This window comes from Aquitalea sp. ASV15, assembly GCF_016429115.1.
GTDB lineage: Bacteria > Pseudomonadota > Gammaproteobacteria > Burkholderiales > Chromobacteriaceae > Aquitalea > Aquitalea magnusonii.
On sequence record NZ_JAELTZ010000121.1, the window covers coordinates 1 to 992 of the forward strand.

1 protein-coding gene is annotated in these 992 nt (G+C 64.8%); it reads right to left on the reverse strand.

What is annotated here, in order from left to right:
- Positions 1-2: 2 nt before the first annotated feature.
- A partial coding sequence (locus JHD64_RS21095; RefSeq protein ID WP_199055562.1) for a hypothetical protein occupies positions 3-992 on the reverse strand: 990 nt, incomplete at its 5' end.

Below are 992 nucleotides of genomic sequence, written 5' to 3' on the forward strand. Positions count from 1 at the left end.
CATCAGCCACCCCCTTCTTGCCCGGCCCATTCCGTCGGCTGTGCCTGCACCGCGGCTGGCGGCGCACAGGCGGCAGCGCTCTTTTGCAAGGCGTTCAGGTAGCGTTTGTTGGTGAGGTCATCGTACAAAATGGTCCGCAGCCGGAAGTAGCTGGCGTCGATTTCGCGGTTGCCGGTGGCCGCCATCATGAACCAGGCGCGCGAATCGTGTATGTGCTCGTCAAACAAGGCCAGCAGATCGCGGTTGGCCGCTGCCGCCAGCCCCTGGCCATTACCCACGTCGCGCCAGCGCTGTTCGCCTTCGCGCAGCAGATAAACCCCTTCGTATTCGTGGTCGGGGTTGATCGGGCGGGAGAACAGCGTAGCCAGCCACAGGCCGATCAGGGTCCAGGTTAAATGCCAGGGGCGTTTCCAGTCCGGGTCGCTATCAATCAGGCTGGCCTGGCCCGGCTCGGCCAGCGGGCTGGGCAGGCGCTTGCCCTTTTCATTGAACAAGTGGTCCACCCGCCGCCAGTGCAGATAGTCTTCGCGAAACTCCAGCGCCGCTTCGCGCAGCTGCGAGTGGTCCATGCTGGGGTCGAAGTCCTTGGCGGGGGATGGTACGGTCAGTCCCGGCACTACCTGGCCGCTGCGCGGGTCCACCACGCCGGGCGGGGCCGGGTTGGCCGCCACCTTGTCCTGTGCTTTTTGCACATCGCGCATGGTGCTGCCGGGGCGGTTGATGACCGTGGCCAGTTCGTCTTGTGCCTGCTCATGCGCCTGTGCTTGCTGCCAGGCGGTTTTGGCCCAGTCGTTATGCATGGCGTCATCCGGCGGAATGCGTTTAAACGCGGCGGTCTGTTCCTGATGTACCCCGCCGCTGCCACCCAGGCCACCGGCAAAGCGTTCGATGCGCCAGGCGGTGAGCAGCGCGGTTTGCTTGACCACGATTTTCTCCACCGTGTCCTCGGCGCAGTCGCGCAGTTGCGCCCAGGCGTTGAAGCGGGTGATGAG